The organism is Xenorhabdus mauleonii (assembly GCF_900113945.1).
In the GTDB taxonomy this organism is placed as follows: domain Bacteria; phylum Pseudomonadota; class Gammaproteobacteria; order Enterobacterales; family Enterobacteriaceae; genus Xenorhabdus; species Xenorhabdus mauleonii.
Map to the genome: position 1 here is coordinate 16907 of NZ_FORG01000022.1, position 25935 is coordinate 42841.

At 42.4% G+C, this 25935-nt stretch carries 19 protein-coding genes; 8 read left to right on the plus strand and 11 right to left on the minus strand.

The window, feature by feature from the left end; genetic code table 11:
- The first annotated feature begins 229 nt into the window (after nt 1-229).
- The 3 genes from BM100_RS17170 (at nt 230) to BM100_RS17180 (ending at nt 3204) form a co-directional block, all read left to right on the plus strand.
- Nucleotides 230-979: an RNA ligase family protein gene (locus BM100_RS17170; protein WP_092513166.1), complete on the plus strand. Its 750-nt coding sequence runs from the start codon at nt 230-232 to the stop codon at nt 977-979.
- Entirely contained in the window at nt 976-2103 is a 1128-nt protein-coding gene (locus BM100_RS17175) for an AAA family ATPase (protein WP_092513168.1), read from the plus strand. Before BM100_RS17170 ends, BM100_RS17175 begins: the two co-directional genes overlap by 4 nt.
- A gap of 273 nt (nt 2104-2376) precedes the next feature.
- Nucleotides 2377-3204, plus strand: a complete 828-nt coding sequence (locus BM100_RS17180; RefSeq protein WP_092513234.1) for an aminoglycoside phosphotransferase family protein — start codon at nt 2377-2379, stop codon at nt 3202-3204.
- 199 nt (nt 3205-3403) lie between these two features.
- On the opposite strand, the gene BM100_RS17185 is transcribed toward BM100_RS17180, so the two are convergent.
- The 4 genes from BM100_RS17185 to uvrA all read right to left on the minus strand — a co-directional run bounded on the left by BM100_RS17185 (nt 3404) and on the right by uvrA (nt 8910).
- Nucleotides 3404-4093: a hypothetical protein gene (locus tag BM100_RS17185; RefSeq protein WP_092513170.1), complete on the minus strand. Its 690-nt coding sequence runs from the start codon at nt 4091-4093 to the stop codon at nt 3404-3406.
- 930 nt (nt 4094-5023) lie between these two features.
- Nucleotides 5024-5590 (minus strand): disulfide bond formation protein B, encoded by a 567-nt coding sequence (locus BM100_RS17190; RefSeq protein WP_092513172.1) that lies wholly within the window; start codon nt 5588-5590, stop codon nt 5024-5026.
- A gap of 12 nt (nt 5591-5602) precedes the next feature.
- The gene (locus tag BM100_RS23655; protein ID WP_244590685.1) at nt 5603-5761 is read right to left on the minus strand and encodes a DUF5993 family protein; all 159 of its coding nucleotides are present in this window, start codon (nt 5759-5761) and stop codon (nt 5603-5605) included.
- Nucleotides 5762-6078: 317 nt separating this feature from the next.
- On the minus strand, nt 6079-8910 hold the full coding sequence (gene uvrA / locus BM100_RS17195; protein WP_092513174.1) for an excinuclease ABC subunit UvrA: 2832 nt from the start codon (nt 8908-8910) through the stop codon (nt 6079-6081).
- Between the two features lie 293 nt (nt 8911-9203).
- On the opposite strand from uvrA, the gene BM100_RS17200 reads away from it, so the two are divergent.
- Entirely contained in the window at nt 9204-9737 is a 534-nt protein-coding gene (locus BM100_RS17200) for a single-stranded DNA-binding protein (protein ID WP_092513176.1), read from the plus strand.
- Between the two features lie 67 nt (nt 9738-9804).
- Here BM100_RS17200 and BM100_RS24095 read toward each other — a convergent pair whose 3' ends face one another.
- From BM100_RS24095 to BM100_RS17215, 5 genes are all read right to left on the minus strand, one after another.
- Nucleotides 9805-9948 (minus strand): IS1 family transposase, encoded by a 144-nt coding sequence (locus BM100_RS24095; protein WP_139216989.1) that lies wholly within the window; start codon nt 9946-9948, stop codon nt 9805-9807.
- Nucleotides 9949-11009: 1061 nt separating this feature from the next.
- On the minus strand, nt 11010-11624 hold the full coding sequence (locus tag BM100_RS22690; RefSeq protein WP_139216986.1) for a hypothetical protein: 615 nt from the start codon (nt 11622-11624) through the stop codon (nt 11010-11012).
- 27 nt (nt 11625-11651) lie between these two features.
- Nucleotides 11652-11894, minus strand: a complete 243-nt coding sequence (locus BM100_RS22695; protein WP_139216987.1) for a hypothetical protein — start codon at nt 11892-11894, stop codon at nt 11652-11654.
- 258 nt (nt 11895-12152) lie between these two features.
- Complete coding sequence (glk, locus tag BM100_RS17210; RefSeq protein ID WP_092513180.1) at nt 12153-13121, minus strand: glucokinase; 969 nt, start codon at nt 13119-13121, stop codon at nt 12153-12155.
- Between the two features lie 372 nt (nt 13122-13493).
- Entirely contained in the window at nt 13494-15062 is a 1569-nt protein-coding gene (locus BM100_RS17215) for an AbgT family transporter (RefSeq protein WP_092513182.1), read from the minus strand.
- 629 nt (nt 15063-15691) lie between these two features.
- Here BM100_RS17215 and BM100_RS17220 point away from each other — a divergent pair.
- Nucleotides 15692-17038, plus strand: a complete 1347-nt coding sequence (locus tag BM100_RS17220) for an NCS2 family permease (RefSeq protein WP_092513184.1) — start codon at nt 15692-15694, stop codon at nt 17036-17038.
- Between the two features lie 74 nt (nt 17039-17112).
- On the opposite strand, the gene BM100_RS17225 is transcribed toward BM100_RS17220, so the two are convergent.
- A complete protein-coding gene (locus BM100_RS17225; RefSeq protein WP_092513186.1) occupies nt 17113-19557 on the minus strand; it encodes a penicillin acylase family protein in 2445 nt (814 codons plus the stop codon).
- A 572-nt stretch (nt 19558-20129) separates the two neighbouring features.
- Here BM100_RS17225 and BM100_RS17230 point away from each other — a divergent pair.
- Both BM100_RS17230 and BM100_RS17235 read left to right on the plus strand, forming a co-directional pair.
- Entirely contained in the window at nt 20130-21779 is a 1650-nt protein-coding gene (locus BM100_RS17230) for a Na+/H+ antiporter (RefSeq protein WP_092513188.1), read from the plus strand.
- Between the two features lie 3 nt (nt 21780-21782).
- Nucleotides 21783-22685 carry a carboxylate/amino acid/amine transporter gene (locus BM100_RS17235; protein ID WP_139216988.1) on the plus strand — a complete coding sequence of 301 codons (903 nt, stop codon included), beginning with the start codon at nt 21783-21785 and terminating at the stop codon, nt 22683-22685.
- Here the strand turns inward: BM100_RS17235 and metR are convergent.
- On the minus strand, nt 22567-23526 hold the full coding sequence (metR, locus tag BM100_RS17240; RefSeq protein WP_092513190.1) for an HTH-type transcriptional regulator MetR: 960 nt from the start codon (nt 23524-23526) through the stop codon (nt 22567-22569). The two genes, BM100_RS17235 and metR, sit on opposite strands and share 119 nt — an antisense overlap.
- Nucleotides 23527-23634: 108 nt before the next feature.
- Between metR and metE the strand changes: the two genes are divergently transcribed.
- The gene (gene metE / locus BM100_RS17245; protein ID WP_092513192.1) at nt 23635-25914 is read left to right on the plus strand and encodes a 5-methyltetrahydropteroyltriglutamate--homocysteine S-methyltransferase; all 2280 of its coding nucleotides are present in this window, start codon (nt 23635-23637) and stop codon (nt 25912-25914) included.
- The last annotated feature ends 21 nt before the right edge of the window (nt 25915-25935 follow it).

Below are 25935 nucleotides of genomic sequence, written 5' to 3' on the forward strand. Positions count from 1 at the left end.
ACTTCTTCATATAGTCACTCTCTTTAATTTTTGTTGCCGTTATTTAATCTTAATAACAAATCTAATTGAATATTTAACTTAATTTTTTGGTATAAAAAATTAAAAAATGGAAATAAAGAAAATGTAATACCAACTCTTGAACTCTTTCATCAAATATGACGATGAACATTAATCTGTAAAAGCGTTATGGCGCTTTTATTGGGATAATTCTTAAAAGAGTTAAAGTATTATGGATATGCAATCAAGAAAGTATGGTAGAACATTTCATTACCCGTTCTCGCCAGGAACAACCAGTGACGATCGTATTAATCATCACTGGTGGCAAGACATACAAAAAATTAAGCAAATTATTCACACGGAAAAATTGGATGGTGAAAATAATTGTTTAAATCGCTATGGCGTATTTGCCCGCTCTCATGCTGCGCCAACACAATCCGCATGGACTCAGCAAATCCGCCAACGTTGGCAATTGCTCAAGGGTGATCTAGGGGATATCGAGATTTTCGGTGAGAATCTTTATGCTATTCACTCCATCGAATATCGCCATTTAGAAGAATATTTTTTCGTCTTTGCTATACGTGTTAAAGATAGTTGGCTCAGTTGGGATGAAGTCAAATTTTATGCTGCATTATTTGATTTTCCGACAGTACCAGAAATCAGTATTCCCGAAACGCAGAACGAATTCGAATTTAGCCAAAATATTGTTAAAACTGCCAAGCAGGAAAGTTATTTTTCTTCATGGGACACTCAGGCAAATCAGCCTTGTTCGATGGAGGGCATAGTTAGCCGAGATGCAGGAGAATATTTGGTGGCTGATTTTCCACATCATGTATTTAAATATGTACGAAAAAATCATGTCAAAACAGATATTCATTGGAAGCGTCATTGGCAAAGAGCTCCTCTTTATTTTGAAACTCTTTCTGATTTGAAGAGAACCGATGATCTGAAAAAATCTGGAGAAAAAGGAGAAAGGGAATGACTTGGAGCTTCTGCCATAATAAATCATGGGATTATTTATCTTCAGCTTTCTCTTTTGTTGCTGATATGAATGAGGTTCAACAAGATCCAATACATCATGCTGAAGGAGATGTTGCTGTTCATACTCAGATGGTACTGGCAGCTTTGGAGCAATTGCCGGAATACTCATTGCTAACAGCGGAAGAGCAGGAAATTCTTTGGACAGCAGCATTATTACATGATGTAGAAAAACGTAGCACAACGCGGGTAGATTGGGATGGACGGATTATTTCACCAGGGCATGCCCGTAAAGGGGAGCTATCGACCCGGCAAATCTTGTTCCAACAGGTACCGACACCGTTTGCAATCCGGGAAAAAATTGCTGCACTTGTACGTTTTCATGGATTGCCATTGTGGTTAATGGAAAAGCCTAGCCCACAAAAAGCGTTATTGGCTGCATCATTGCGTGTTGACATGCATTTGCTGGCTTTATTGGCAAAAGCTGATGTATTGGGGCGTACATGCCATGACGCTGAAGAACTACTGGGTCGCATTGAACTGTTTGAACTTTATTGTCGTGAACAGGGATGTTGGCGTGAACCCAAAAAATTCCCTTCCGGAGAAGCGCGCTTCCATTACTTTTCTACCGATAGCGAACAACCTGCTTATCAGCCTTATGATGATTATGGTAGTCAGGTAATTTTATTGTGCGGATTACCAGGGATGGGTAAAGATCATTTTATCCAGCAATACGGTCAGGGAAAATCGGTCATAAGTTTGGACGCTCTCCGTCGAGAACATAAAATTAGTCCGGAAGATAAAAATGCAAATGGCTGGGTGGTACAGCAGGCAAAACAGCTAGCCAGAGAAAAATTGCGTATCAGGCAAGACTTCATTTGGAATGCGACTAATTTAACAACACAAATGCGGCAGCAGTTGATCTCGTTATTTGTAAGTTATAACGCCAAAGTCAGAGTAGTTTACATTGAGCAAGATTACTCGCGCTGGCGACAGCAGAACCGTAACCGGCAATATGTTGTGCCAGATAAGGTGCTGGATAGGATGCTTACTAAATTGGAAGTCCCGGCACCGGAAGAAGCACATGAAGTTTGCTATTTTATTGATTCGGCCATGCTGACATATTGAATTGAGATATACGCGTCGTACTTCAAGGCGCACGTATTATCATCCCGCGACGCGGGATGATAATACGTTGCTTCCTGAAACTTGGAGTTAATAGGGTATATGCGCTTGGTAATTATTGGGCAAACAGTCCGTTCATGATTGGCATTAGAAAATGCAGCACTATCGGCAAGCATAAAACTGAGTATTCAGGAAACAGCTGAAGTTACGGGTGAGAGCCGCTCGCAGGTATGCTGCATTCAGCCCTTTATCGATAATGAAATAAAGAAAAATATTATGGACAAATGCGAGTTCAAGCCCTGGTTAAATCGCTGGAAGCTCATTCCAGATGGTACTCCGCTTATCACCCATACGTCACAGCTTCTCCCGGTTACAACAGAGACAGGGGGTATAAAAGCTATGCTCAAAATTACAGGTGACGCGGATGAACAAGCCGGCAATGCGCTTATGGCGTGGTGGGAAGGAAATGGAGCAGCTCATACAATTGCCCATGAAAATGAAGCAATTCTGCTCGCACGTGCAACAGGTTCAGCATCACTGTCTACGATGTCCCGCGAAGGTCAGGATGCTGAGGCTTGTCGTATTATGTGTCTTACAGCAAATTTGCTTCATACAGCCCGAGAACGGCCTTTACCACAGCTTACTCCTCTCCATGAGTGGTTTTACCCCTTAAAGCCAGCTGCCCGTAAGTATGGGGATATCCTGACTCGTAGCGCTGAAATATCAGAAGAACTGCTATCGACTTCACATGATGTGGTTGCATTACATGGCGACTTACATCATGAAAATGTTCTTGATTTTGGGGCATCAGGTTGGCTGGCAATTGATCCAAAAGGGTTAAAAGGTGAACGAGGTTTCGATTTTGCCAATATTTTCACCAATCCGGATCTTGTTAATCCATTGCCCCGGGTTGCTACTGTGCCGGATATATTTAAACAACGACTGAAGATCGTCACTGAGATTGCTGGACTGGACAGAGTGCGCCTTCTGAAGTGGATCATCGCATGGTGTGGACTATCAACAACATGGTCACTCGAAAGCAATGAGACAGTAACCATTGCCTTAGAAGTCGCTAAACTGGCAATTGCCGAACTGGACCAGTGAACAGAACGTTGGGGATAACCTTTATGGTTTAAATTTCGCCTTAGTGGGAAATCATTTCACAAACGTATGAAGAAATGTCGGACACAGAGTAATTGATGCGCCAACTTAATACATCTAAAACAAAAAACGCCCTTGACGTTATTGTCAGGGCGTTTTTTGTACGTCTTTTTCTATTGGCGCCTAAAAAATTTTTTTGACGTTAGAGACGCAATCCTTTTTCAATGTTCTCGGCAAGCATTCCTGGATCGCCGATTCCTTTAATTGCCTTCAAAAATGGAAGATTCATCTTATCTGCGATCTCATCAATATCGATTTCATCTTCCAGTGATTGCTCGTACGTCAGTTCCATGATCTGGTTCCATAACTTTCCTGCAAACCATGAGCAATTTGTTACAGGCGTGTATACACCATTTTTCAGGTCTTCAGAGGTAAGATTCATCAGTCGTGACAAAAGGTTACTCTCGTCGATTAATTTAGGAATAATTTTCGATTCGATTAGTTCAGGAGTTATCGTTTTTTCATCTACTTTTACACAGCGTTGAAGGTTAAATTTTCTCTTTGGCGTATCGTTGCTATGTTCTGAATTTTTTACGAATCCATAACCTGCATGGAAAGCATATGATGTATGATCACCTTCTTCAGGGCTATTGAAATAAATAATCCATGCATGGCCAAAACTACCGCCACCAAAGTCATTTCCCAATGCTTTGAACACTTCTTTGATAATGGTGTCTTTTTCACTCCAAGGATACTGTTTTCCAATTGCCATGGCTTTTTCGATGATTGGCTTCATATTCGTACGTTCAGCCGTTCGATTGGTTCGAATACAAATTTGTGGATAGCCGACGTTTTTATCTCCAACTGGCTGATATTTATCTGCCTTGATCATAATTACTTCCTTAATGTTTATATATACTGAAAAGGGTTCTTTTTATTCGAAAACAAAAAGAATTTGATTAAATAATATGGTGCATTGTCACCTGAATACTCAATATTTCCATTGCTGGAAGTTCACGTATTTATGAAGATGAGTAATGCTGTGAAATATAAAAAATGAATTGAAACGAAAAAATGTAATATATCCATTTGGTATAGATTACGTTTTTAATCTAATCAATTTTGTTTTTTATATATTTATTTTAAAACAGGATTACTTGGTGGTAATGCCTGTTCTGTTAGATAATATTATAGGTTTTATATTTTTTAATAAAACGACTACCCTTGTATGATACATATTACAATTCTCCCATAATATATTGCAGGATATGAGTGTATTTCGATCAATATTTGAATTTAGATTGTCAATATGGTTATTTTTTAATTTTATTTTACACCAATTATTAAATAATAACTTTTGTTATTAAATGAATTCTATAAAACACGGTCAAATTTCTGTATTAAAAATGATCGCATTAAGAATGAAATTAAAATAATTTTTTTATACTGTTTTTCCTATGCGATTTTTATTACGTCTATACCCTATTAACTCCAAGTTTCAGGAAGCAACGTATCATCATCCCGCGTCGCGGGATGATGATACATGCACCTTGAAGTACGACGGGTATATACAGTTGGTATGATGTCAAAATGTAAACTGAGAGATTTGGTGAGAAGAGAGCTACGGCTTTGAAGAATGCTGGCATAAAGGGATGTTGGATTGATAGTTAGCCGTTAATTGTTGTGTCGATTTCGATGGATGTTAATTTGATTTCTATAGATATTGATTAAAAGTGGAAGGCTACTGAAAATTCAGCCTTCCTGCCTTTATTTTACTTTCTTTAACTTTGACTTCTTTTAGTCTTTAGAAGAAGACAATACGTTATTTATTCAATAGCTGATAAAATGTTGGGTTATCATCGCATTGCCCGCTACCACATTCCAGAATGGTAGAAACCAGATTGGCTGCAATCAGTAGTGCGAACAGACCCATGGCAATTTTGCCTAATGCGGGTGGTGTATATTTCGCTGAATCTGTATTGCCAGCTTTTAATGGCATAATAATCGCGATGGCGATAATAGTCAGAATAGACAGAATTGCAGCCCAAGTATAAAAATGCAACCCGAAGAAAGTTGAACCATATCCTGTATCTCCCGGCAGGATATGAAGAGAAACCTGACGCATGGCAACAAAACCGGTCACAATACAACCCAAAATGGAAAGGCTGTAATGGGCGTTTTTTACACCAAAATAAATATTAAACAAAAAACCAAAGCCAATCATAATTATTCCTGCGCGTTGCAATAAGCACAATGGGCAGGGAAGTTCAAAACGAGCTAACTGATAATAAAATGCGACGATTAAGATAACACTTATACCAAACAAACCCAGAATGTTTAAGGTGGTAGCGAGGTTAGTATTGCGTTGTGCTGACAGTGTATTATTCATTATGGCCTCCGATTAGAAAGAAAGGTTTAAGGCATCAGTGGCATGATATTTAAACCAAAATATCGTGATAATGAACAAAGCAAACCAAAGTGTGTATGTCAGCTTTTTCTTGCCCATAATAACTGTGGCAATGATAACCAAAGCGATTAGGAATGGTAAAAACATATACATATTCAATCTCCGTTATAAACTTAAAGCATATGTTATGCCATTATGGCATTAATGACTGAAAAATGTGATCAGTAATTAATATTAGTCCAACAATACTATAGTCCAACAATACTATAGTCCAACAATACGATGCTGATTCAGGACGGGGTAACTAACTTGAATTGATTAAAAAAAACTTTTCAGTATGAGTGGAAATGAATTTTGAACAGTATTTGGTTAACAAATGGTGAAAGCCATCCTGAATAATTTCCCCACAGTTACCCTTCATTATGAGGAAACTATGGGGGATAGTAGGCTAATTTAGTAACTAAAGTAAACTAATTGCGTTCAAGTATTGACTTCAAGAAACGAGCAGTGTGTGATTTATCACATTGAGCAACTTCTTCTGGCGTTCCTGATATCAATATTTCTCCACCGCCGCTACCACCTTCAGGGCCGAGATCGACAATCCAGTCAGCCGTTTTGATCACATCCAGGTTATGCTCAATGACAACAATGGTATTTCCCTGATCCCGAAGTTGATGCAAAACTGACAGTAACTGTTGTATATCCGCGAAATGTAAGCCGGTTGTGGGTTCATCAAGAATATACAGTGTCTGGCCTGTACCTCGTTTAGATAATTCCCGCGCCAGTTTTACCCTCTGGGCTTCACCACCCGAAAGTGTCGTTGCGGATTGACCAAGACGGATGTAAGAAAGGCCAACATCAATCAGCGTTTGTAGCTTACGGGAAAGAGCTGGCACGGCATCAAAGAACTCACGGGCTTCTTCGATGGTCATATTCAGCACTTCATTAATATTCTTGCCCTTATATTTGATTTCCAGTGTTTCACGGTTATAACGCTTACCTTTACATTGATCGCAAGGCACATATACGTCAGGCAGAAAATGCATTTCAACTTTGATTACGCCATCACCCTGACACGCTTCGCAGCGCCCGCCTTTGACGTTGAAACTGAAACGGCCCGGTGTGTAGCCACGGGCGCGTGATTCAGGCACGCCTGAAAATAATTCCCTTACAGGGGTAAACACGCCTGTATAAGTGGCAGGGTTAGAACGGGGGGTTCGGCCTATGGGGCTTTGGTCAATATCAATGACTTTGTCAAAGTGCTCCAGCCCTTGGATATCGATATAAGGCGCGGGATTAATATTTGTCGCGCCATTTAGCTGACGTTGCGCGATAGGGAATAATGTATCGTTGATCAACGTGGATTTACCTGAGCCGGAAACCCCGGTGATACAGGTGAACAGACCGACAGGCAGCTTTAATGTTACCTTTTTCAGGTTGTTTCCTTTCGCCCCAATCAGCTTCAGCATTTTTTCTGGATTGGCCGGTATCCGTTGTTCAGGGATTTCAATTTTGCATTCACCACTCAAAAATTTCCCTGTGAGCGATTTTTCACTATTAATGATATCGGTAAGAGCCCCTTCGGCAACGATTTCACCACCATGTACACCCGCCCCAGGCCCGATATCAATAATATGGTCAGCCGCACGAATGGCATCTTCATCATGTTCGACCACAATAACGGTATTGCCTAAATTGCGCAGATGCAGCAATGTTTCCAGCAAACGTTCATTATCGCGTTGATGAAGGCCAATTGAAGGTTCATCCAGCACATACATTACACCGACAAGACCCGCACCAATCTGGCTGGCCAGACGGATGCGTTGGGCTTCACCACCTGAAAGGGTTTCTGCTGAACGGGAAAGTGTCAGGTAATTCAAGCCGACGTTAACCAGGAATTTCAGGCGATCGCTAATCTCTTTCAGGACTTTTTCGGCAATTTTGGCGCGTTGTCCGCTAAGTTTCATATTTTGGAAAAACGCCATCGCATGACCGATACTGAAATCGGAAATCTGCGGCAGGGTTGTATTTTCAATAAACACGTAACGCGCTTCTTTGCGCAATCGGGTTCCATCACAAGAAATACAGGAGCGATTGCTGATATATTTTGACAATTCTTCCCGCACTGCGGTGGATTCCGTCTCTTTATAGCGACGTTCCATATTGTGCAGGACACCTTCAAACGGGTGATTTTTTACCGTTACATCACCACGATCATTGGTATATTTGAATTCAACGGATTCTTTGCCTGAGCCGTACAAAACGGCTTTTTTGATGGCAGGGCTTAACTCATTGAATGGGGTTTCTATATCGAACTTGTAGTGCTCAGCCAGTGATCTCAACATCTGAAAGTAGTAGAAATTACGGCGATCCCAGCCACGAATTGCCCCGCCGGCAAGGGAAATATCACCATTCTGGACAATACGCTCTGGATCAAAAAATTGTTGAACGCCCAAGCCATCGCAAGTTGGGCAGGCACCTGCGGGATTGTTGAAAGAAAATAGGCGTGGTTCCAGCTCACTCATACTATAACCACAAACTGAACAGGCAAAATTGGCGGAGAAAACCAACTCTTCAGCCTGAGTATCGTCCATATTGGCAATGACGGCAGTACCGCCAGAAAGCTCCAATGCGGTTTCAAATGATTCAGCCAGCCGCTGGGCAAGATCAGCGCGTACTTTGAAACGATCAACAATCACTTCAATAGTGTGTTTTTTCTGTAGTTCGAGCTTCGGGGGGTCGGACAGATCGCATACTTCGCCATCAATTCGCGCTCGGATATAGCCTTGTGCGGCCAGATTATCCAGCAACTTGGTATGCTCGCCTTTGCGCTCTTTGACCACCGGAGCCAGTAGCATCAGCCTTTGGCCTTCTGGCAGTACCAATACATTATCCACCATTTGGCTGACGGTTTGCGCAGCCAGCGGGATATCGTGCTCAGGGCAACGTGGTTCTCCCACACGGGCAAACAACAGGCGGAGATAATCATGGATCTCAGTAATTGTCCCGACGGTGGAGCGCGGGTTATGGGAAGTGGATTTTTGCTCAATGGAAATGGCGGGAGACAGACCTTCAATATGGTCGACATCCGGTTTTTCCATCAGTGACAAAAACTGGCGGGCATACGCAGAGAGTGATTCGACATAACGACGTTGCCCTTCTGCATAAAGTGTATCGAACGCCAAGGATGACTTACCGGAACCGGACAGGCCGGTAATGACAATCAGCTTGTCACGGGGAATTACTAAATTGATATTCTTGAGATTATGGGTGCGGGCGCCCCGAACTTCGATGTTATCCATATACCACTTCCCAGATTATTGATAGAGCAAAACTCGTAAACGCGTTATTATTGCACAAACATTGCTGAATGGATATACAGTATTTAATCAAGCATTATGCTGTCATCATCACAATGGTAGATAGTAGTAGATAGAGAATAGCAGCATAAAATGCGATAGAAAGTACGATGCACTTCGCAAAGTATAATATAACGGGTTTATGTTTAAACTTAGTCCTCGCATGGTAAACTACTTCGCTTATAATTAGAGAAGTTCATTTTTTAGCAAAATTCATTTCATCAGGAGTATTCTCAATGGCCAGCAGAGGCGTAAACAAAGTTATTTTAGTGGGTAATTTGGGGCAGGACCCGGAAGTTCGCTATATGCCGAACGGTGGGGCAGTTGCCAACATTACTCTGGCAACGTCTGAGAGCTGGCGTGATAAGCAAACCGGTGAGATGAGAGAGAAAACCGAGTGGCACCGTGTCGTATTGTTCGGCAAATTGGCTGAAGTTGCGGGTGAATACCTGCGCAAAGGTTCTCAGGTTTATATCGAAGGTGCTTTGCAGACCCGCAAGTGGCAAGATCAGAGCGGCCAAGACCGTTACACCACTGAAATCGTGGTCAACGTTGGCGGCACCATGCAGATGCTGGGTGGCCGTGGCGGTGCAGCAGGGCAAGATGCACCAGCACAAGGCGGTTGGGGACAACCACAGCAGCCACAAGCATCCCAGCAATTCAGCGGCGGCGGCGCACCATCCCGTCCGGCACAGTCTCCTGCGCCACAGTCTTCTGCAACACAAGGCAATGAACCCCCAATGGATTTCGATGACGATATTCCATTCTAAAGCTTACCTCAGGCTTAATTGTCAATAAATTAGCTATCAGCCTCCGATTTATCGGAGGTTTTTTATTTCAGATGTGAAGAATTGTTTTTATTACCCATCGTTTGATATGAATGCACAGATTGAAATTATACCGCTCAATGTGTTGAGTAAAAATTTTCCCACTAAAAAAGCGATTTACATGGCCTGAATAAGAACAACAAACCTCCCTCAGCTTTACTTTTTATTAAAGCTGAATTTGAAACCTCCTTTTTCATTTCTCCCCCGTAACATATTATATACCCTTCGTCTTTCAAGTTGCCTCTTTGTTGGCTGCACTCATTCACCCCGGTCACATAGTTATCTATGCTCCCGGGGATTCATTCCCTTGCCGCCGCGATGCAACTTGAAATCCATTGCGTATATTTCCCGGATGCAAAAACATTCCGTGAAACACTCCGTCATTTTTTTCGTGTCACGTTGCCATAAAAATCACATGAACTCATTACCCGGCTAACTGATAATTTCCCGATCCTAAAATCGGCATCTTCAAGTTAATTGCGTATAGATCATTGATTATAAATATTATGTATTTTAATGTTTTTATGCTTAGGTGATCATAACCGTGCTAAGATTTATTTGGCGCAATTGTTTCAGAGAATTGTCTCCGGATCTATCCTAATTCCCGTTTTTCGGGGCATATTAATATGGCTTTAGCCAATTTAAGTAGCGTCAGCTTCTTAAACATAAAACCACCCGCTATGCGGGTGGTTCTGATTTATACAGAATTATTTTTTATGTGAAATAACCCGATACAAAGAAAAATAAGTGTCACATCCTGTTATAATATTTTTTTGAAATTTAAAAATATACTGTCTTTTTTTACTCTAAATGCAGATTGAATAGGTGAATCCAAGGTTGTTTACTATTAATCTTTTCAATTAAACAGTTAACCTGCCGTTTAAAATAAATCACAACAGTATTTTTTTTTTTTTTTGAAATTATAAAAAATATATTTTTACATGATATTGCATTTCCAACTGGATGATTTAGACTTTATATCCTTACAAAGTTCCTGAAAATAATTGTTGCAAATGTTTATAATATTTTCTTTTTCACTAGAATTAGGTATTATGAAATCTGTTCCATTTGGAGTAGGGCTTATAGCAAGTTTTGGATAAGATCGAACGCTGCCGGGGGCGTTATTTACTTGTATAAATTTTACTTTTGCTTCCTCCATTATTTCGGTTAGTGATTCTGTAATTTTTTGATCTAGTTCAAATTTTTTTTGTTTATCTAGAGTGAATTTTTTTTGTAACAACATGAAATAAAAAGAAAAATGAGGGCGGTGACGAGAGCTATAAAGGCAAATACTCCAACAATTACCGCTGTCGTAGAAATAGAAGGCATAGATTCAGTTCTATCTGAAAGAGGAATATTGCATCTTTCATATAAATAAGGGCTATTCCTTCTGGTGTTATTTGTATAGCTATTCAAATCAGAAAGAGTATTGTTAAGAGTGGAAGATGTTGTATAAAGTGTATTTTTTAAACCAGCAAGAGTACTATTAATAATAGAAGAGGGCGTTGTTAAACCAGCATTACTACTATTAGAGATTGAAGGAGTGGTAATAGAAGAAGAGGAAAAAGTCGTATTATTTATGTTATTTTTAGCCCAAAATTTAGGAATTAAGACGCAAAAATCTGATGAGTAAAACAATGAAGCGGATATTGCACCACTCGCGAGTGATACAATGCCTGATATAGCTTCTTTAAAATGAGTCCAATTATAAAACCTTTCCAAGAGATTTCCCGGTATATATTTGTGGCCAAATGATTTAGTGTTGAATATTTCTTTTATCTTTTCGTCATTATCCAATTCATTTAATTCTAATATCTTATCTACGATCATTGCTATATACTTTTTATCTGGAAGTTCTCAGCTTCCTAAAAAGGTGTTTTTATATATCTCTTTTATTCTTTCGTATGTCAATTCTACAGCATCATTTGTTGGATTATAATTTATATTATTAAGCATTGGTTCTTTATTTCCCGATGGTATATTTATAACGGAATGGCTGTTCCTATTACTATTATTTGCCCCTCTATTTGTTGAAGATGTACTTGCAGTACTGCCAGATTGAGTACTATTAAGTTGGCTAGAGTTTCTGTTGTCACCCATAATATCACCTCGTAATATTCATATATTAAAAATAACTTAATAAATATTATATAAGGCAATAGATAAATATTTTTAAACATACTTATAACGAAATGGATATAAGCAGTATGGCTAAAAGATTAAGCTTTTAAATCAATAAAATAATGATATGTCGATAAGTTGTGATATATACTGCCCATACTAAACACAACTTAAATATTTACTGTTTTTTTAATAATAACAATAGCATGAGCAGATATAGAGATTCGATGGATTTATTTACTCAATAGCCTTACCCAATAATTGGCGGATATAAGTCCCTGCACCTAATAGCCCTGTTTTATCATAAGTAATTAAATAAACAGGAATGTCCTGCAAATAAGGTGTGAATCGACCTTTGTTTTCAAAACCTTGCCGGAATTCTGACTTTTGGAAAAAATCGAGGAAGCGGGGAACAATTCCTCCTGCAATATAAACACCGCCAAATGCGCCAATATTCAGCGCCAAGTTTCCGCCAAAACGCCCTAATGCCTTACAGAAAAGTGCTAATGCTTGTTTGCAGATTGGGCAATTTCCGTTTAAGGCGCTATCTGAAATATCACTGGGAGTCACTTCTTCTATTGGCTGGCTGTTCAGTGTCATCAGGGAACGATAAATATTGACTAATCCGGGGCCAGAAAGAACACGTTCGGCAGAAACATGGCCGTATTCTGCCCGTAACATGCTTAGAATATGATCTTCTTCTACACTGTCCGGTGCAAAATCTACATGGCCACCTTCACCGGGCAGGCTCAGCCACTGGTTGCCTGTGTGAATAAGATGCGCGACACCTAATCCGGTTCCGGCGCCATAAACAGCAATTGGGTGCTTGGGCTGAGGCTGTTTTCCGCCAATTTGAATAACATCATTTTCACCCAAGACCGGGGTAGCAAGAGAAACCGCGGTAAAATCGTTAATAACGTCAAAACGCTCCCATCCCAACGATGCTTTCATCTGGCTGATGGAAAAACGCCAACTGTGGTTGGTCATGCTGATAACGTCATCGGTGACAGGGCAGGCAATGGCAATACAGCCATATTTAATTTCTGCGTCAGTCTGCTGTAGATAATGGCGGATAACAATTTCCAGCGATGCATATTGTGCACAAGGGTAGAATTCGACAGCACTCAGTTGCCCAGTATCTACATCACATAATGCCAGACGTGCATTGGTACCACCGATATCACCTACAAGGGCATAAGTTGCCATGGGTTATCTCCTTATGAACGGATCAAAAATCGAATTGGAGGGATTTTACATAAGGTTTGGTATAAAGGCCGCATAAAAATGTATCTATATTCTGGTAAAAAATGCACTGATGAAAAATGCCGTGAACCCGAATGCTATTTCAAGTTTTTTGGCGATAATCGTCGGGAAAAACAGTGGAGGTAAATGTGGCGGGGATAAAAGGGGTCTTCATGGCAGATCCTGCTTGTCAGATTGCCCGGCAGCTATATCACGCTAATCATTCATGGATTGAATAGCCCATAAATTGCAAGATGCAGCCGATAAGGCTGCAACTTGCAAGCAAAAGGCATAAGCCGTACAGGGCATAAAAACATTCTTTTAGCTTGTAGGCCGTTAATTCGCTGGGCTGTAATAAATAGGTGAACCAGGACCGACAGGCAAACCCAGAATAAAGACCCAAATGCAGAAAAACAGTGACCAACCCACCAAAAATATCAGGGAATAAGGCAACATCATGGAAACGAGCGTTCCGATCCCGGCATCTTTTTTATATTTCACAACAATGGCCACGATAAGGCCGAAATAACTCATCATTGGCGTAATGAGATTGGTAACTGAATCCCCGATGCGATAGGCCGCCTGAATAGTTTCCGGGGCGTAGCCTGCCAGCATTAACATAGGGACAAAAATAGGTGCAGTAACCGCCCATTGCGCAGAGGCTGAACCAATCATCAGGTTGATAAAGGCACAAATCAGAATAAAGCTGATAAATAGCAGGCCACCATTTAAATTGATGGTATTGAGGAAATTAGCTCCTTTTACCGCAATAATCTGACCGATATTTGTCCAGCCAAAGAAAGCCACAAATTGAGAGGCAAAGAAAATAATAACCAGATACAGGCCTAACGTACTCATGGCCTGTGCCATTGCATCCACTACATCTTTGCTGGATTTCATTGTCTTGGCGACAAACCCATATACCATGCCAGGAATGGCAAAAAAGAGGAAAATAAAGATAACAACGGATTTCAAGAAGGGAGAATTACTGACCAGCCCTGTTTCCTGATTTCGCAGAATACCATTTTCGGGTACAACACTTAACGATAAAAGTACAGCCAATACAAGCAATGTCAGTGATGCAGCGGCGAGTGCTTTTTTCTCCAGAGCCGTGACCTCTGCTGAATGCATTAGTGCACTTTCATTTTCATCCAATTCACTTTTATAGGGGCCAAGCTGAGGCTCAACAATTTTTTCAGTGACATAGTAGCCAAGAATAGAAATCAGGAAAGTACTGGCAAACATGAAATACCAGTTAGCTTCGGCACCAACGATATAGCTAGGATCAATAATCCGGGCCGCTTGTTGGGTGATGCCTGCAAGCAGCGGATCGATCGTCCCCAATAATAAGTTGGCGGAATATCCCCCCGATACGCCAGCAAATGCGGCTGCCAGCCCTGCCAGTGGGTGGCGGCCCAGCGAATGGAAAATAATTGCAGCTAATGGAATTAACACGACATAGCCCAATTCTGCTGCCATATTGGACATAATACCGGCAAATACAATGGCTAATGTTGTGAGTTTACGCGGGGCTTTCATCACGACTAAACGCATCAGTGCGGAAAGCAGGCCGGCTCGTTCTGCAATACCAACACCCAGAAAAGCAACCAGTACGGTACCCAATGGTGCAAAGCTTGTAAAATTAGTCACCAGATTGGATAAAATCCTGCGTATACCTTCTGCATCCAGTAAACTTACGATATGAATTAATCCATCCGCCGCCCGTCCTTTTGTATTTTCTGGACGAGGATCAACGACTGAAATATCAAAATATTGTCCGATTGCTGAAGAGATCAATAAGATGGTAATAAGAATGACAAAAAGAACAACGGGATGGGGTAACGCATTTCCTAACCATTCCACCGTTCGTAAGAAGCGACTACTATTTTGTTTTTTAGTTAACATGTATATTTCCTTGTTAGACATAAAAATTGAAGTCAATGATGTCCTTACTTTTGATTAAAGCAGCTTTTAAAAAACGATCCTAAGTGATGCTGTTTATTGATAGATTGTTATCGATTCAATAACAATCTATATAATGGTTTTGTCGTTTAGTTAAGAACTAATGTCTGAATATATTTATTTTTCAGTATAATGATTTGTTATTTTGTCTATTTTAATATTCTTTTTGACCTTCATTTTTCTTAAAAATAAGCACATAACTGCTTAAATTTAATTGTTATTCCTTTTTTATTATTCCATTTGCTCTATGTGTTTATGTATTAGTACCGGAAGGTCATCAATAACCGCATTTGATTGCTATTAAATAAACCTCATTTTCCATAAGAAAATGCATCATAAAATTTGCGATTATCGCTTGATTCTTATCCCAGATTCACTGGATAATCACCCACTTCAAAATTTTCTCACCATTCCGTTTTAAAAGCCAAACGATTGCGCACATGGATGACTGGAACAATATTTACAGCATCAACTTTTTGTTAACTTGCCACGTAATCGTTTTCGTCAGGAAGAATAGTAGAAAATTGTGGTAGATTTCGCAGCGCAACACTCAACAAAAGCAGGGGAAAAACATGTCTGGCATGCAGGCACCAACTCAATGCAAACTCGATAAGTATTTTAAGATTACTGAACGCGGATCGACGGTACGTCAGGAAGTTCTCGCTGGGTTAACCACATTTCTGGCGATGGTTTATTCCGTTATTGTTGTGCCGGGTATGCTTGGACAGGCCGGATTTCCTCATACCGCGGTGTTTATTGCTGTCTGTCTGGTAACGGGTCTTGGCTCATTATTGATGGGATTGTGGGTGAACTTGCCGATGGCTATTGGCTGTGCACTTTCATTGTGTACATTTACCGCATTCAGTCTGGTATTGGGGCAGCATGTCAGTATCCCTGTCGCGCTTGGCGCGGTTTTCCTGATGGGATGTATATTTACATTGATTTCAGTGACGGGCGTGCGGGCATGGATTTTACGCAATATTCCCATGGACATAGCACATGGGGCTGGTATTGGCATTGGATTGTTTCTATTGCTGATTGCCGCTAATGGTGTTGGGCTGGTCATTAATAATCCAAACGAAGGTTTGCCCGTTGCATTTGGTGCGTTGAATTCTTTCCCTGTGATTATGACGTTAGTGGGCTTGGCGGGAATCATCGGGCTTGAACGCAGGAAAGTGCCCGGTGGCATTGTGTTGGTCATTATCGCTATTTCAATTATGGGTTTGATTTTTGATCCGGCCGTGAAGTATCAAGGGTTTTTCAAAGTGCCGACTGTGGGAGAAGATGGTTTATCCCTGATGTTCAGCATGGATATTATGGGTGCCTTGCAGCCAGCGGTGTTACCGAGTCTGCTGGCATTGGTCATGACTGCGATATTTGATGCAACGGGAACCATTCAGGCAGTGGCAAGTCAGGCCAATTTATTGGACAAGAGAGGGCAAATTATCAATGGCGGTAAAGCGTTGACCGCGGATTCTGCCTGTAGCATTTTCGCTGGGGCTATCGGTTCTTCCCCGGCTGGTGTTTACATTGAATCTGCCGCTGGAACGGCGGTTGGAGGGAAAACCGGTTTAACGGCTTCTGTGGTTGGTATTTTGTTCCTGTTGATTTTATTCCTGTCCCCGCTTTCGTATTTAGTACCTGCCTATGCAACGGCGCCGGCCTTGATGTATGTCGGGCTATTGATGTTGAGCAATGTGCGCAAGCTCAACTTTAATGATTTTGTCAGTGCGATGGCTGGCTTACTGTGCGCAGTGTTCATTGTGCTGACTTGCAATATTGTGACCGGAATTATGCTGGGTTTCAGCGCCTTGGTTGCGGGCCGTATTTTTTCTGGCGAATGGCGTAAGTTGAATCTCGGTACGGTTATTCTTGCTATCGTATTAGTTGTCTTTTATGCGGGCAATTGGGCTATCTGATTAAACGTCCATGTACAAATATAAAGGGGTTTTTGATAAACCCCTTTGCTGTTTTTACGAATAAATACCTAATATTAATCTGCCAGAATCAAAGATTGATAGCCTGGATCTGCGATAATTTCAGATTCCTTGAATGGCAAACGCAGCCATTGCTTTGCACTATACCTCCAAGTGGAATCACTATAATGTAGCGAAGCAGGATCATCCGATAGTGAAGTTAATAATGAGGTATAAGCCTCGACATTATTATTTGGGAAACTAATCAGTTGCGTATAACTATTGCCATAGTCATATTTATTTCTCACATCCGTGTTTTCCACATCAATCGCGTCTACACAAGCAATAGTGAAATAGCCGATATTGCTACAACCACCATATAACGGAACATGTTTATCCCCGCGCACCAAATATACATAATCACCCCGTTGTGCATTCAGAGGCAATCCACGGTGTGCTAAATCTAGTACAGTGGCGCCGAGTGCCTGTCGGAGTGTTTCTTTATCAGCATGTAATTTACGTGGCGTATTTAAAGGATCATTTTTGTCAAAGGGAATGGCAAACAAAACAGACTCCGGCAGACCTTGCAGCCGATTCCAAATCCCATCCCAAATATGGGCTCCCCGCGCGGAAATATTACCGCTATTATCCCAATCCTTTAATATATGACAGGCTTCGGTAACATCAACGCGCTGTGGTGAAGGGAAGGTCGTATCATTTAGAACATCACGCTGTACATCAACCAGCGGCGAATGGCAGGCTTTTTCCAACAATTCGGATTTGAACAATTCAGCAGTCAGGGCACGGCTGTTCAAGACCATTTCCTGCATGGTTTCATTATTGATAGCGTTCTCTGAATATCGATCATGACCTTGCAAACGTTCTTGCACCATGATGTGACCCAGACGAGTACGCATACTGATGGGTTTACTGCCTGCAGAACCAAAGGCCGCAGGGTAACCCGTCAAGGGGGATTGAGGGTTGGTGAGCCAATAACTGTCATTCATATTGGCAACGTAATCGGCGCGCAGTAAATTGGGCATGCGGGATGAGCCTACGGCGCCATTTTGAACGGAATCGGGGTCGTTTTGCCAGTCACATTCACTGCGTGAACCATCAAAAAATGGGATATCCGGTGTTAATTGAGCCGCCAGCACTTGGCGGGAGGTCATGGTACAACTTTTTGTTTGTTCAGGGGAAACGTTAGGAACAGGCCCCATATCTGCATACCAAGCTTCATTGCTGCCACGACCAATGGCGATGGTATTTACCCAAGGCATGGCTGATTCTTGTTTCTGGATAGTGATGAACTCTTCAAGAGAACGGGCTTGATTGAATCGTAACCAGTTTCGAAACGCACGAAAGTTTTCTTGGTTGATATCGCGGACTGCAAATGCTTTTTTTGTATCCCACTGTAATGGCGAAAGATTTACCAGAGGCCCATATTCAGATTTATACAACGTCCGGGTAACGGGAACCACAGAGCCGGCGTCTTGCTTAACTTGGACAGTAATTGTATTGGCTTCCATTTTGACTTTCTTGCCATCCCGGAGGTAACTCAATGGATCATCAGGCGCTAAACTCAGTTCGTAAAACCCCATGCGGGATGCGGTTGAGACAGTGTGGCTCCAGGCGATATTTTCGTTAAAGCCAATTTGGATAACAGGAATACCCAAGAACGATACGCCACTGACATTGATTTCTCCGGGAATGGTGAGTTGCGCTTGGTAGAACAGATCCGGGCCGAACCAATACCAATGAGGGTTGCCAACCAACAAGGGAGAATCCGAACGGGTGGCTTGTGTACCAAATCCATAGGCGTTACTGCCGACCCCTTTGCTTTCCAGATTATTCAGGTGAAATGAAGCGGTTGACGCAGGCGATCCTGAAATATCCGTTGTTGGTAAGATGCCGGGGGGCTGGGCGTTAACAATATTGGTTAACATCACATTGTATCCCTTGGCGAATAAAGCGGCATACATGCGTCGGTAAATATCCAGTTCATCAATAGGCTGGACCCATTCCTGATTGCGGCAGGCTTGGTGAGCTTTAGCATGAAGAGGTAATTCGCGAAGGTATTGGTTATAGCCAGCAGTAAAACCTGAAACAAGCTGTTTAATTTCTTTTGATTGAGATTGGATCATGCGGTTTAGCATTTCTTCAGCAAGAATATGCCGATGATAAAAGTCAGAGTCCAGATTCTGCACTTTCCCGATTATTCCATCATAAACCAGTGTGGCTTGCCCGCCAAAGTGCAGAGAACGTTCACCACGGTAAGTCAAAAAAGAATCCGCCATAGTACAAAGATTGTCTTGTACTTGAGCATAACCATAGCCATAACCCAATCCAAACCAATTTTCAGCTTTGATATGTGGAATACCAAAACTAGTACGGCGTATTTCTGCATAGGTGTTGGTTTTATTGATAGGTGTAGTGTTAAAACAAGCACTTAATAGGCTCGAACTGACAATTAGGATAAATATTCTGAAATAAGATTTTATTTTTATTCTTTCAAATACCATGTTTTATTTTCCTCTATAATTATTCGCGTTCAGTCAATAAGCTCTCTTTTGGGTTTCAGTTATGTTTGATTTGAATGCCTCATTGGTTTGATGGCATTGCCTCTATCTTGTTGGTTAGTGGAGTGTTTCGCTCTATCTTTTATGCTAACTGCCATAATAAAAAATAATCACCTCTTTATTTTTTTAATTAATCAATTGAAATAAAAGTAATTTTTTATGGGGTGGAAAGGCAGGGAAGAATTCATCGGGTGGCTGTTTTTTCGTGCTCTCCTTCAATCCCATCATCGCAGGCAGAAAAACGCATTTTAAGATCTTAACCATCCATTCTCTGAGTGTTTAGTAAAGCATCTCTTCGTTAGGTTGATGCATTACAAAATGTGCTAATTTTTCAACATTTCCCTGCTGATATGTATAAAATAGATAAATGGGTTGCTGTTCCTTGATTCTCAATGTGATTGTTTTTTGATTTTCTTTAATAACTGTAATAATTGTGGTTATTAGCGCTGTTATTAAAGGTAAAAAAGAGTCACAATCTTTTCACCGACGGATTTTTGGCAATTTGTAAGGGTAACATGGAAATATTCTTTACTATCTTGATCTTGATTTTGGTGGTGTCAGTTTCTGGTGTTCTTACTAAAATGATCCCGTTCCGTGTCCCCTTGCCGATAGTGCAAATAGCAATGGGGGCGTTGCTGGCCTGGCCTCATTTTGGTTTACACGTTACTTTCGATCCTGAATTATTCCTCGTTTTACTTATCCCTCCTTTGTTGTTTGTTGATGGTTGGAAAACACCGACCAGAGAATTTTTTCAGCATGGGCGTGAAATTTTCATCCTCGTTTTAGTATTAGTATTGGTGACGGTTGTCGGTATTGGTTATTTAATATACTGGATGATGCCGAGCATTCCGCTCATTGGGGCTTTTGCTCTGGCGGCAGTGTTATCTCCAACCGATGCGGTTGCGTTGTCATCAATTGTTGGGAAAGGGCGCATTCCTAAAAATATGATGAGCGTACTGGAAGGTGAGGCATTGATGAACGATGCTTCTGGTCTGGTAGCGCTGAAATTTGCCGTGGCAATTGCCATGGGAACGATGGTCTTTACTGTCACTGGTGCAACCGTGGAGTTTTTCAAAGTTGCAATTGGTGGCTTGTTATCTGGTATTGCCGTTACATGGTTGTACAGTAAATCATTGCGATTGATGAGCCGTTGGAGCGGGGACGATCCTGCGACTCAGATCATGTTCATGATGCTATTGCCATTCGCTTCTTACATGATTGCTGAACATATTGGAGTGTCCGGTATTTTGGCCGCAGTGGCTGCGGGCATGACCATCAGTAAAGCGGGAGTGATCCGCAACGCGCCGCTGGATATGCGTCTGCGTGCTGATAATGTCTGGGGAATGCTGGCCTTTGTTTTCAACGGCCTGGTATTCATCATGCTGGGGCTGCAATTGCCGGGTATCTGGGAAACGTCTGTAGCTCAGGCTGAACTTGATCCGGAAGTTGAAACTTGGATGCTGTTCGCGGCTGTAGGCATTATTTACGGAGCGCTGGTATTGCTTCGATTCCTCTGGTTATGGCTGATGAAAAATATCAGCAAAGTATTCATGAAGAAAAAACCACTGGAATTTACATCCTATACAACCCGTGAATTATGGCTGGCTTCGTTTGCGGGTGTCCGTGGGGCAATTACGCTGGCGGGTGCGCTTTCTGTACCACTATTCTTGCCGGATGGCGCGGCATTCCCGGCACGTTATCAGTTGATTTTTATCTCAGCAGGCGTAATTCTACTCTCTCTGTTTGTGGGTGTTATTGCCCTGCCGTTGTTGCTGCGTGGCATGAAAGTCGGCGATAAGCTGGAAGATCTGAATGAGATCAGAATGGCGAAATCAGCAATGGCGGAAGTGGCAATTGTCAGTATGAATAAGATGGAGGAGCGTTTGTCCGCCAGCACAGAAGAAAAGCTGGATGCTGAGGTCATTAGCGAAATCGCCTCCCGTGTCACCGGATATTTGCGGCGTCGTACTGCGGGGGCGGACGAAATCGAGCATAACCTTATGGTCGAGGATTTAGAGCGCCGTTTCCGTTTGACGGCATTAAGAGCGGAGCGAGGAGAGCTGTATCACTTGCGTGCAACCCGTAAAATCAGCAATGAAACGTTGCAAACGTTGTTGCACGATCTTGATTTGCTTGAAGCACTGTTGGCGGGTAAAAATCAATAAATTATGTGGCTGTTAACTATCACAACTTTTTTGTGGGCCGCTTCTTTCAGCCTGATCGGTGTTTATCTTGCCGGTCAGGTTGATAGTTGGTTCTCTGTTCTTGTCAGGGTTGCTTTGGCTGCTTTGGTATTTTTGCCATTCCTGCGCTGGCGTGGCTTATCATTGAAAGTCATCCTGCTGTACATGGCTGTCGGTGCTTGTCAGCTTGGTGTGATGTATTTGTTCGTATTTCATGCTTATCACTATCTGACTGTGGCAGAGTTTTTGCTGTTTACCATTATGACACCGCTCTATGTCACCTTGATTTATGACTTGATGGGGCGTCAGCGTTTGCGTTGGGGCTACGCATTAAGCTCTTTGCTGGCAGTAGCGGGGGCGGCAATCATCCGTTACGATCGGTTGAGTGAATCCTTTTGGATTGGCTTGATATTGGTGCAATTGGCAAATATTTTCTTTGCGGTAGGTCAGGTCGGTTACAAGCGTCTGATGGAACTCCACCCAATCCCGCAGCGTATGGCATTTTCATGGTTTTATCTGGGAGCCTGCATTGTTGCCCTGCTCGGTTGGCTGATGTTTGGCGATCCGCAAAAAATGCCGACAACACAAGTACAGTGGGGAGTCCTGATTTGGTTAGGAGTAGGGGCTTCAGGCATTGGTTATTTTATGTGGAATTATGGCGCAACCCAAGTAGACACCGGAACACTGGCAATTATGAATAATATGCTGGTTCCGGCGGGGTTGCTGGTCAATTTTGCGATTTGGCAACAGCATCCTGCTTGGTTGAGCTTCAGCATTGGAAGCAGCCTGATTGTTGCATCACTTTGGGTGCACCACCGTTGGATATTGAGGAAACCCGCTTCACAAAAGGCAAGTTATCCACCGCGTGTTGACGGGCAGAACAAATAAACGCATCAATGGCAGGTTGGCGCTGTTCTCCTTCCCGGCAGGCGGCGTACAATCTGCTCCACAATCCCTCTCCCAGCGTTTGAGTTACTACCAATCCTTGCCTTTCAAATGTCTCTACCGCCCAATGAGGCAATGCTGCAATGCCCAGACGCGCTGCCACCATTTGGATCAACAGCAGAGTATTATCGACCGTTTTCAATGTCGGGATCACATTCGCAGGCTGGAGAAAACGTCGCCAAATATCAAAACGTTGCTTCTGAACAGGGTAAATAAGCAAAGTTTCGGCAGCCAGATCTTGTGGGTAAATATCCCGTTTATTTGCCAATGGATGATCCGGCGCAATGACTAGCTTCACTTCGTAATCAAACAGAGGCGTATAGTGAAGATTGCTGTCTGAAATAATGTCTGATGTCAGCACAATATCTAATTCCCGTTGTTGCAGCTCAGGTTGAGGATCAAACGTCACGCCAGATTTAAAATCCACGTTAACCTGGGGCCACCTGTCACGGAAATTTTTAAGGGCAGGGGTTAGCCATTGGATACAGCTATGGCATTCAATGGCAATACGTAAATTCGTCTCTTCAGGTTCATTGCATTCACGCAAAGAGGCAGTAATCAGAGGCAATACTTGATTCGCCAGCTTTAATAATATTTCACCTTGAGAAGTTAACCGCAGGGGCTGACTTTTACGAATAAATAGCTTAAATCCCAGCCGATGTTCCAACTCACTGAATTGATGGGAAAGGGCGGATTGCGTTTGATGCAGGTAATTTGCTGCCGCTGCTAATGAGCCGCAATGATTCAATGCCTGTAGTGTTTTTAAGTGTTTTATTTCGATCATGAAAAACCTTCAAGATGATTATGAATAATTTGCGCTTGTGGTTTATACACTACATGCAGATTATAGAAGTGTAAACATCTAGACGGCTAAAATTTCACGGGTGACGACATGACAGTTTTGAATCATACATTGGGTTTTCCACGTATTGGCTTGAAAAGAGAGCTAAAAAAGGCGCAAGAAAATTATTGGGCAAGCAAAATTTCTCAACAGGAATTGCTGGAAACAGGCCGTGAATTACGCGCCCGTCACTGGCAACAACAAAAAGAAGCGGGCGTTGATTTAGTCCCCGTTGGTGATTTTGCATGGTATGACCAAGTATTGACCACAAGTTTGTTATTGGGCAACGTTCCTCCGCGCCACCAAAATGAAGATGGCAATATCGATCTGGATACTCTATTTCGTATTGCCCGTGGCAGAGCACCAACAGGCACACCAGCTGCTGCTTCGGAAATGACCAAATGGTTCAACACGAATTATCACTATATCGTGCCTGAATTTCAGGAAGGGCAGGTATTTAAACTGGGTTGGACTCAGTTGCTGGATGAAGTGGACGAAGCGCTGGCGTTGGGACATAAAATAAAGCCAGTGCTTTTAGGGCCAGTGACTTATTTGTGGCTGGGCAAAGTAAAAGGTAAGGCTTTTGATCGCCTGTCCTTATTGGCGGATATTCTCCCGGTTTATCAGCAAATATTGGCTGAATTGGCAAAACGGGGCATTGAATGGGTGCAGATAGATGAACCTGCTTTGGTGCTGGAATTACCAGAAGAGTGGCTTGCCGCTTTCCCAACGGCTTATCAGGCCCTTGAAGGACAGGTGAAATTGCTGCTGACAACCTATTTCGACAGCATCGGCCATAATCTAGATACAATCAAATCATTGCCGGTACAGGGATTACATGTTGATTTGGTCGCAGGGCAGGACTCTCTTGATAGTTTGAATAAATTACTGCCAGAAAATTGGTTGCTTTCACTGGGAGTCATTAATGGCCGCAACGTTTGGCGAGCGGATTTGAGTGAGAAATACCAACTTATCGCACCACTGGTAAATAAGAGGGAAATATGGGTCGGCTCTTCCTGTTCACTGCTGCATAGCCCGATCGATCTGAATGATGAAAGCGAACTGGATGAAGAAGTGAAAAGCTGGTTTGCATTCGCATTGCAGAAATGTTCGGAACTCTCTCTGCTATCACAAGCACTGAATGCGGAAGAAGGCAGCAAACAGGCAGAGCTTGATGCCTATAGTGCTCCAATTCGTGCTCGTCGTAGCTCAAGCAGGGTTAATAATCCGACAGTTGCAGAACGAATTGCCGCAATTAAGCCACAAGACAGTGAGCGTAATCAGAAATATCCTGAACGAGCCAAACTTCAGCGTCAGCGTTACAACTTGCCATTGTGGCCGACAACAACGATTGGCTCATTCCCGCAAACAACAGAAATTCGTGGCCTACGCCTCGATTTCAAGAAAGGCCGTGTAGACAGTACGAATTACCGTACCAATATCAGCGAGCATATCAAGCAGGCTATCCAAGAACAGGAACATTTAGGGTTGGATGTCTTGGTACATGGCGAAGCTGAACGCAATGACATGGTGGAATATTTTGGTGAGCATTTTGATGGCTATGTTTTCACTCAAAATGGCTGGGTACAAAGCTACGGTTCCCGTTGCGTGAAACCACCTGTGATTATTGGTGATATCAGCCGTCCGGAAGCGATTACCGTAAATTGGGCAACATATGCACAATCTCTGACGGAAAAACCAGTGAAAGGAATGTTGACAGGGCCTGTTACTATTCTCTGTTGGTCATTCCCAAGGGAAGACGTCAGCCGCGAAACCATAGCGAAACAAATTGCACTGGCCTTGCGTGATGAAGTTGATGATTTGCAAAAAGCAGGCATTGGCATCATTCAGATTGATGAACCGGCATTGCGTGAAGGATTGCCACTGCGCAGAGAAGAGTGGCAAGCATATCTGGATTGGGCTGTGGACGCGTTTAAACTCAGTGCAGCAATAGCGGATGACGACACACAGATTCACACCCATATGTGTTATTGCGAGTTCAATGACATCATGCCGTCCATTGCAGCGTTGGATGCGGACGTGATAACCATTGAAACTTCTCGCTCGGATATGGAATTGCTGGATTCATTTGAAAACTTCTCCTATCCGAATGAAATTGGGCCGGGAGTATATGATATCCACTCACCAAACGTGCCGAGTGTTGAATGGATTGAAGCATTACTGCGTAAAGCGTCAGATCGCATTCCCGTTGAACGCTTGTGGGTAAACCCGGATTGTGGCCTGAAGACACGTGGCTGGGTAGAAACCCGACAATCACTGGCGAACATGGTAGAAGCAGCAAAACGCCTGCGTTCCTCAGTGAATAACTAGCGCGGAACCGGATAAGTAAGA

Bases quoted from the DNA above. Each gene is read 5' to 3' on its own strand.
- BM100_RS17170 (WP_092513166.1), top strand. From the start codon at position 230: ATGGATATGCAATCAAGAAAGTATGGTAGAACATTTCATTACCCGTTC.
- BM100_RS17175 (WP_092513168.1), top strand. From the start codon at position 976: ATGACTTGGAGCTTCTGCCATAATAAATCATGGGATTATTTATCTTCA.
- BM100_RS17180 (WP_092513234.1), top strand. From the start codon at position 2,377: ATGGACAAATGCGAGTTCAAGCCCTGGTTAAATCGCTGGAAGCTCATT.
- BM100_RS17185 (WP_092513170.1), bottom strand. From the start codon at position 4,093: ATGATCAAGGCAGATAAATATCAGCCAGTTGGAGATAAAAACGTCGGC.
- BM100_RS17190 (WP_092513172.1), bottom strand. From the start codon at position 5,590: ATGAATAATACACTGTCAGCACAACGCAATACTAACCTCGCTACCACC.
- BM100_RS23655 (WP_244590685.1), bottom strand. From the start codon at position 5,761: ATGTATATGTTTTTACCATTCCTAATCGCTTTGGTTATCATTGCCACA.
- uvrA (WP_092513174.1), bottom strand. From the start codon at position 8,910: ATGGATAACATCGAAGTTCGGGGCGCCCGCACCCATAATCTCAAGAAT.
- BM100_RS17200 (WP_092513176.1), top strand. From the start codon at position 9,204: ATGGCCAGCAGAGGCGTAAACAAAGTTATTTTAGTGGGTAATTTGGGG.
- BM100_RS22690 (WP_139216986.1), bottom strand. From the start codon at position 11,624: ATGATCGTAGATAAGATATTAGAATTAAATGAATTGGATAATGACGAA.
- BM100_RS22695 (WP_139216987.1), bottom strand. From the start codon at position 11,894: ATGGGTGACAACAGAAACTCTAGCCAACTTAATAGTACTCAATCTGGC.
- glk (WP_092513180.1), bottom strand. From the start codon at position 13,121: ATGGCAACTTATGCCCTTGTAGGTGATATCGGTGGTACCAATGCACGT.
- BM100_RS17215 (WP_092513182.1), bottom strand. From the start codon at position 15,062: ATGTTAACTAAAAAACAAAATAGTAGTCGCTTCTTACGAACGGTGGAA.
- BM100_RS17220 (WP_092513184.1), top strand. From the start codon at position 15,692: ATGTCTGGCATGCAGGCACCAACTCAATGCAAACTCGATAAGTATTTT.
- BM100_RS17225 (WP_092513186.1), bottom strand. From the start codon at position 19,557: ATGGTATTTGAAAGAATAAAAATAAAATCTTATTTCAGAATATTTATC.
- BM100_RS17230 (WP_092513188.1), top strand. From the start codon at position 20,130: ATGGAAATATTCTTTACTATCTTGATCTTGATTTTGGTGGTGTCAGTT.
- BM100_RS17235 (WP_139216988.1), top strand. From the start codon at position 21,783: ATGTGGCTGTTAACTATCACAACTTTTTTGTGGGCCGCTTCTTTCAGC.
- metR (WP_092513190.1), bottom strand. From the start codon at position 23,526: ATGATCGAAATAAAACACTTAAAAACACTACAGGCATTGAATCATTGC.
- metE (WP_092513192.1), top strand. From the start codon at position 23,635: ATGACAGTTTTGAATCATACATTGGGTTTTCCACGTATTGGCTTGAAA.